The sequence below is a fragment of the bacterium genome (assembly GCA_024226335.1).
Classification (GTDB): domain Bacteria; phylum Myxococcota_A; class UBA9160; order SZUA-336; family SZUA-336; genus JAAELY01.
The window spans coordinates 1-6745 of the sequence record JAAELY010000169.1; the positions used below are offsets into that span (position 1 = coordinate 1).

General features: G+C 63.6%; 6 protein-coding genes. 2 read left to right on the forward strand and 4 right to left on the reverse strand.

Going from position 1 to position 6745, the window contains the following annotated elements:
- Positions 1 to 464 precede the first annotated feature (464 nt).
- On the forward strand, positions 465 to 1706 hold the full coding sequence (locus tag GY725_08015; GenBank protein ID MCP4004123.1) for a M48 family metallopeptidase: 1242 nt from the start codon (positions 465 to 467) through the stop codon (positions 1704 to 1706).
- A gap of 179 nt (positions 1707 to 1885) precedes the next feature.
- On the opposite strand, the gene GY725_08020 is transcribed toward GY725_08015, so the two are convergent.
- From GY725_08020 to GY725_08035, 4 genes are all read right to left on the reverse strand, one after another.
- On the reverse strand, positions 1886 to 2731 hold the full coding sequence (locus tag GY725_08020) for a phytanoyl-CoA dioxygenase family protein (GenBank protein MCP4004124.1): 846 nt from the start codon (positions 2729 to 2731) through the stop codon (positions 1886 to 1888).
- The gene (locus GY725_08025; GenBank protein MCP4004125.1) at positions 2731 to 3300 is read right to left on the reverse strand and encodes a hypothetical protein; all 570 of its coding nucleotides are present in this window, start codon (positions 3298 to 3300) and stop codon (positions 2731 to 2733) included. The genes GY725_08020 and GY725_08025 overlap by 1 nt, the downstream gene beginning before the upstream one ends.
- A gap of 196 nt (positions 3301 to 3496) precedes the next feature.
- Positions 3497 to 3913 (reverse strand): hypothetical protein, encoded by a 417-nt coding sequence (locus GY725_08030; GenBank protein MCP4004126.1) that lies wholly within the window; start codon positions 3911 to 3913, stop codon positions 3497 to 3499.
- A gap of 64 nt (positions 3914 to 3977) precedes the next feature.
- The gene (locus GY725_08035) at positions 3978 to 5249 is read right to left on the reverse strand and encodes an adenylosuccinate synthase (protein MCP4004127.1); all 1272 of its coding nucleotides are present in this window, start codon (positions 5247 to 5249) and stop codon (positions 3978 to 3980) included.
- Between the two features lie 102 nt (positions 5250 to 5351).
- On the opposite strand from GY725_08035, the gene GY725_08040 reads away from it, so the two are divergent.
- Positions 5352 to 6239, forward strand: a complete 888-nt coding sequence (locus tag GY725_08040) for a LysR family transcriptional regulator (protein MCP4004128.1) — start codon at positions 5352 to 5354, stop codon at positions 6237 to 6239.
- Positions 6240 to 6745: the final 506 nt, after the last annotated feature.

The following is a 6745-nucleotide window of genomic DNA, read 5'->3' on the forward strand; positions in this document are numbered from 1 at the left end:
CCCACTCGGAGTCGTACTGACCCCCGTGCTCGAAGACCATCCGAACCGCTCGCTCACGAACCTCTTGCGAAAACCTGCTCTTGCGTCCCATGACCCCATCCTCTCAAGGAATAAGGTCTCCGGGAAACCCGGGGCGATTCAGGAGGTCTGATTGCTAGTCGCGTGTTTCGTAGACCCTACGTGTCCGAATTGGCTGTGAGGAGGAACTCCAAATTTGGCCAACGGCTGTTGGTCAGCGAAGGCGCAAAGCGGGTGATTGCAGAGTATTGCTGCGGAGCGGATTTTTGGCGGGCAGTCCCTTTGCAGCTGCTCGGCTGCCCGCGTCCGTTCGAGAGCCCCCAGATTCCCCGACAGTCGGATCCCAACAGCCGAAAATGGATGGTCCTATTAGGGAGACAGGGGTGCTATACTTCCTATACGCGCATTGCGCTGCATCGGCGCCCGGAATCCCGGAGGTTCACCCAATGTCTGTCGCGAAGAACGATGCTCCGTTGGAGATTCACCGCTGGCCGAGCGAACGCCTGCTTCGAGTCATCGTCGTAGTTGCAGCCATCGCAATGTGGGCTTTATTGGCGATGAGTTTGATTGGAGCGATTTACGCGCTGATGATTGGCGTGTTCTTCTTCTTTGCTCATCTCGCGTTCATCTACCACTTGCGCGGCAACGCCGTTCGTCTCGGACCGGAGCAGTTTCCCGAGCTGCATGCGCGGGTCGAACAGATCGCCCTCAGAGTTGGCTTGAAGGAGACTCCCGATGCATATCTCGTGCAGGCGGGTGGCGATCTGAATGCGATGGCGACGAAGTTCTTTGGTCGAAACTTCATCGTGCTTTATTCGGATCTCGTCGATGCTTGCGGCGAGAACGAAGCCGCCCGCGATTTCATCATCGCTCACGAATTGGGGCACGTTCATGCGGGGCACCTGAGTTGGCGTTGGCTTCTACTGCCAGGTCTGTTCATCCCGTTTCTTGGACAGGCCTACTCGCGCGCGTGCGAGTACACCTGCGACCGCTATGGATTCGGTTCATGCGGCGAGAGCGAAACCTCACTCGACGGCCTTTGTGTTCTGGCTGCAGGCGGAAAACAAGGCCCGTTGGTGAACCGGCGCGCACTCGTCGCGCAGAGCCTCGACATCGACACGCCATGGATGACAATCGCGCGATGGCTTTCGAGCCATCCTCCAATCGCCCACCGAATCGCAGAACTCCAACCGAGTCTTGTGGCAGGGGATCTCTCGACCAATCCCGCCAAGTTCGGAGCTCTGGCCATTCTAGTGGCCCTGGTCGGAGTTCCGGTCGCAAGCGGGGGCGCCCTTAGTGTGGGCGTATGGCCCGCGATTCAGACGGCGCTCGAACAGAGCAACGACACAGCCCTCATGGATGACGCAGTCAATGTGGAAGATGTCGCCGTGTACAGCCCAGAAGAAGCAGAAGCGTTTCGGCTCCAGATCGAAAGGGAGATCGTGGAACTGGTTGCGGCCGTCGAATCGCATCAGGAACGCACGGGAGAATTGCCAGCCGACGTCGAAACACTCTACGAAGAGTGGAGCCGACTCAATCCGGGGGGGGACTTGCCAAGAGACCCGTACCAAGGCGAAGCCTACATCTATCAGACTGATACTGAGCACTTCGCAATCGTGAGCCTCGGAGCGAGTCTGCAGAGCGACGACGACGACCTCTACTATTCATCTGTCAATCAACCGCAGTAGCCCGCACGTGAGCAGGTGGTGCTCAAGCAGGCTCGTCGGGCCGGAAGTCGGCAGCGTCACATCGCCTCTGCGACTCGGTCGAAACCTGGCACCTAGGGAACCTCTGCACAGGGAGGCTGCGGCTGCGAAGCGCTATGCATCCGCCTGCGCTGCGTCGCGCGACCCTGTGCAGAGATTCCCTAGCCATCCGAACCGCTCCGCTTCTTCCGTTCCCGTTCCTCGAGGACCCGGTGATAGATCGAGTTCGGATGCGAGTACACCTGCAGACGATCGGTCAGCACCATCCGCGCGCGCTCGCCGCAGTTCGGTGCGAGCGCGTGGAAGAGCCACGGATGCGCGAGCACCACATCGCCGGGCTCTCCCGTCATCTCCGCGACCTGCAACGGCACTCCGTCGAAGGTCTCTCCCTCGCACATGAAGCGCGCCTCGCGATCCTCACCCGGCCGAAGTGACCACAGCGCCCGCAGCCACGGCACCCTGCCCTGGAGCAGCTTTCGCATTTCGGCCGAGCGTCCCGAGAAGTCCGGGCCGTTCTCCTGCTGGATCTTCGCCACCAAGCGGTGCGATCCCAGGACCGCGAGCGTGCCGCCGCCGTGCGGCTCGACGCGATCCAGGAAGAGGAAGGGCTGCAGGCCGGGCAGGACTCGGACCCCGCCAGGACACGGGTAGTCGAGATGCCAGCTCTTGTGCGAAAGGGCCCACGGTCCGGCCCCCGGCATCGTCATGAGGAGACTCATGCTGATCGGCATCTTGAACCACCGATCCACCCCGAGCAGCTGATCGGCAACGACCCGAACGGCCGGGCAGTAGATCAGATCGAACTCGCCGTCCCGTTTGAGCGGCTTGACGGTCTTTGCCGCGATACGGACACCGGATCCGCGCATCGTCGCGCCCAACCCTTCACGCTCACCGACGAGCTTCCAGATGCGCTCGCACAGCCTCCCCACCGCCGCAGCATCCACGGCGCCGCGCAAACGGATGAGCCCGCGTTCCTCGAACTCCGTGCGCTGTTCCGGCGTGAGCATCACCGATCCTCCGCGAGCGAGGAACCCGGCGAGTGGCGACAGAACCACAGGCCGATTCCCGCCGCCTGGTGAAGCTTCGGATCGCATTCCTCGTCCAGAATCTTCTGGAAGAAGCCCTCGAGCTGCGGATGTGCCCGCTCGAACGCGAGCATGCGCGCCGCCTCGCGTCGCACCTTGATGCTCTCGTCCTGGCAGACACGCTCCATCAGCAAGACTTCAGCGCTCAGGAGCGGGTCGCCTCTCCCCTCGCGACGCCGGCCGACGACGTAGACGGCAGAGACGCGAACGCGCGAACGCGGATCGCAGAGCAGGGGAACGGCTTCACGCACATCCTCGGGTGAACCGCTGGCGCCCAGCCACGAAAGACACGCGAGCCGCACCTGCCAGCGTCCGTCGAGGAGGCCGGCAACCACGCGCTCGCGCGCAGCGGGACCGATTGCCCGCAGCCTGGCCAGAGCGCCTTCGCGCGTGGCTTCTTCCGCCAACTCGTCGATCAGTCCGTCTAGCTCGAACGACCCGGGTCGCCCCGGCGACTCGGCATTCGATTCCATCTTGCTTACGGGATTCATGTGTCCTCCGGCGAGCCATCACCAGAAACTCGAAAGGCCCGGCGCTCGCCCCCAATCGGAACGCTCCTCGCCCGCCCCCGGAGAGGCCGGGTCGGGTCGGAACATTCGATGGAGTGAGCGCGGGCCCTATTACCCGCGGATCACAATTGTGTGGGCAGGATGTGGGAAGTTTGCGGTGCAGTCAACTATTCAGCGCCTACCGGGGCTCGGCTCCGTGATGCTCCACCATGACGTCCCGGTAGAAGGAGTTCGCAGCAAAGTAGTTGAGAAGATCCGAGGTCTTGTAGAGAGGATCTCCATTGAGCTCCGAGCAAAGGGCCGAGATCTCGGCGCGATTCTCATCGTCGAGCACGTACTCTCGGACGGCCCCGTCCCGGAGTTTGAAGATGAAGATAATCTCCTCAGGACTAACGAGGTCGTTCCAGAATCCTGGCTGAAGACAATCGCGCACAAGTTCTTTGTACGCCGAAACGCTGTCTGAGGGCACGAGTAGGCCGAGCAGGTTCTCTCCGTAGCGCTCCAGGACTTCGACCCCTGCCTCGCGAAGCGCAGTCATCGAGAGGGAAGGTGCCCCCATAAGCAGGCTGAGGTACTCGCGGGATTGGGGGATCATCTCTCGGTGCGCTTCCACCGGCTTGGATATCGCCCAGAGCCCTTGAATACGACCTTCGTGGTGATCAGCGTCTGCGGATGAGTGCGTCGCGCCCCGGGCCGACCGATATCCAGCGGATCGGGCATGCGATCAGCTCCTCGATGCGATCGACGTAGCGCCGGGCCTCCTCCGGGAGATCCTCTGCGCTCCACACGGCTCCGAGGTCGCCGCTGAATCCGGGCCAGGATTCGTAGACCGGCGAGGCGCGCTCGAGTCGGGGCATCGTCGGGAAGACGGTTTCGAGCATCCCGTCGATCTCATAGGCCGTGCAGATCTGCAGGCTCTCTCGTTCGCTGAGTACGTCGAGCAAGGTCAGGCAGACCTCCGTCGCTCCCTGGACGCGGCAGCCGTAGTGGGCGGCGACGGCGTCGAAGTGGCCGACCCGTCGAGGTCGATCCGTCGTGGCACCGAACTCACGCCCAGCGACGCGGAGTGCCTCGGCCGTCGCTCCCGAGAGTTCGGTCACGAAGGGTCCTCCCCCGACACTCGAGGAGTACGCCTTCACCACCGCGATGATCGTGTCGAAAGCGGTTGGCGGGATGCACGCGCCCGTCGCGGCGTATCCCGCCAGGGGCGACGACGAAGTCGTGAAGGGATGGATCCCGTGGTCGGGATCGCGCAGAGCGCCGAGCTGGCCCTCGACGATGATCCGCTCGCCGCGAGCGAGAGCTTCGTGGAGCAGAGTCGTCGTGTCCGCGACGTAGGGCTGCAGGCGGCGGCCCCACTCGGTCAGCTCATCGACCAAGGCTCCGATCGAGAGCGGAGGTGCGCCGTAGAGCCCGCAGAGCAGAGCGTTGCGTTGCGCGAGTCCGGCATCGAGGCGGGACTCGAGGCGTTTAGGATCGGAGAGGTCACACACCTGAATTCCGATTCGACGGGCCTTCTCTGCGTAGAACGGCGCGATTCCGACCCGCGTCGTGCCGAGTTGGTCCGCTCCGAGTCGCTCCTCTTCCAGATCATCCAACTCGGCGTGGTGCGGGAGGACCACTTGAGCCCGATCCGAGACGTAGAGCCTGGGGGCGGGCACTCCGGCCCGCTCGAGCCCCGCGAGTTCCTCGAACAAGGCAGGAGGATCGAGAGCGACAGCCGGCCTCAGCACGTTCGCCGTCGTCGCTCGAAACACCCCGGAGGGCAACAAGTGCAATGCGAAGCGGCCCCATCTGCTCTCGATCGTGTGGCCGGCGTTTCGCCCCCCCTGGAAGCGCACGACCCACTGCGCATCGGCTGCTACTGCGTCGGTCAGCTTCCCCTTGCCCTCGTCTCCCCAGCAGGCCCCGACTACGGCAGTGACGGGCATGGCGATTCTCCTCCGCCGCTCCAGTGCGGCCGGGGAAGACGGTGGAACAGGTCTATAGATCAGTCAAATGGATGTTTTGGATAATATGGATAAGATAGTCTTATGGATTTAGATCGTCTGAATGCCTTCGTGCAGGTCGCGCGGGAGAGGAGCTTCTCCCGCGCCGCCCTGCGTCTCGGTCGCACGCAACCGGCTGTGAGCCAGGTGATTCGGGCGCTCGAAGACGATCTCGGTGAGCGGCTCTTCGATCGCTCCGGGCGGCGCGTGCGCCTTACACAGGCGGGGGAGGTGCTCTTCGAGCACGCGTCCAGGGCGTTCTCGGAACTCGACGCGGGCTTCACCGCCCTCGCTGGGCTCCGCGAGCTGACCAGCGGAGTGGTTTCCATCGGAACGAGTGACACGAATGCGTGTCATCTCCTCCCGCCGGTCCTCGAGCTCTACCGTGAGCGCTATCCGGCGGTCGAGGTGCGCATCTCCAATCGGCCCTCTCCCGAGACCGTCCGTCAGGTGCTCGCTGGCGAGGTGGACCTGGGTCTGGTGACACTCCCAACCGGTGAATCACGACTCGTGGCGGAGCCCGTAACCCAGCGCGAGGACGTTCTCATCTGTGCCGCTTCTCACCCTCTCGCCCGTCGGCGGCGCGTCCGCCTCTCGGAGCTGGCCGGCCTGCCACTCCTTCTGCTCGATCGGGGCTCTCGCACGCGCGCCTTCATCGATGAGGCCCTCGTGGCCGCGGGCGTCCACGCCCAAGTCGCCATGGAGCTCGCGAGCATCGACCTGATCCGCCGACTCGTCGCGCTCGACTTCGGGATCTCGATCGTCCCCGAGATCGCTGTCGCCGACGAGGTTGCGAGCGGTCGGATCGCCGCGATCCGCGTCTTCGGGCGGACGGAGCTGCGCACATTGGGCCTGGTCTATCCCACCCGCGTACGCCTCTCGCCGGCAGCGGAGGCCTTTCGCGAGCTGGTTCACGAGTCCCTGGGCCAGTAGCCCAGTCGGGATCGCCTATTCCATCGCGTCCTTGAGTGCTGATTCATCGGCGGATAGGAAGTATCGAGTCCTGGCCGGGTGCCAACCGGTGCGTGAGCACCGCAATCAACTCCAGCATCCGCAGTCATCGCGAAAGAACGCGCATGCTGGAAGCCACATGGGCGGCTCATCCTGAACGCTTCCTCCGGGGTACCCCGAAACCCAGCCCACTTCCCGAAGCGGTCTGGATCAACCCACCCGGAACATCAACGACTGGAGGAATTGCTCAGTAAAGCGAACGATCGAGTGTCTCATCGGCGTTGACGGGTTCCGGCGGGGCGCGGGCTGAGAGGCCCAGATGGCGCAGGATTGCGGAGACGACCCTCGGGTCCGTGATCGTGGCGAGATCTACCTGCGCGCTCTATCGAACTGGCAGACGCACCGAGCCCGCACGGAGCAGAACCCGATGCAAGGCCAGGCTGGCGCGGTCACTTTCATCCAGCGTTTCGGTTCCGCACTGAACCTGA

Excerpts from the sequence above, each read along its gene's own strand:
- GY725_08015 (MCP4004123.1), top strand. The coding sequence starts at position 465 with ATGTCTGTCGCGAAGAACGATGCTCCGTTGGAGATTCACCGCTGGCCG.
- GY725_08020 (MCP4004124.1), bottom strand. The coding sequence starts at position 2,731 with ATGCTCACGCCGGAACAGCGCACGGAGTTCGAGGAACGCGGGCTCATC.
- GY725_08025 (MCP4004125.1), bottom strand. The coding sequence starts at position 3,300 with ATGAATCCCGTAAGCAAGATGGAATCGAATGCCGAGTCGCCGGGGCGA.
- GY725_08030 (MCP4004126.1), bottom strand. The coding sequence starts at position 3,913 with ATGATCCCCCAATCCCGCGAGTACCTCAGCCTGCTTATGGGGGCACCT.
- GY725_08035 (MCP4004127.1), bottom strand. The coding sequence starts at position 5,249 with ATGCCCGTCACTGCCGTAGTCGGGGCCTGCTGGGGAGACGAGGGCAAG.
- GY725_08040 (MCP4004128.1), top strand. The coding sequence starts at position 5,352 with ATGGATTTAGATCGTCTGAATGCCTTCGTGCAGGTCGCGCGGGAGAGG.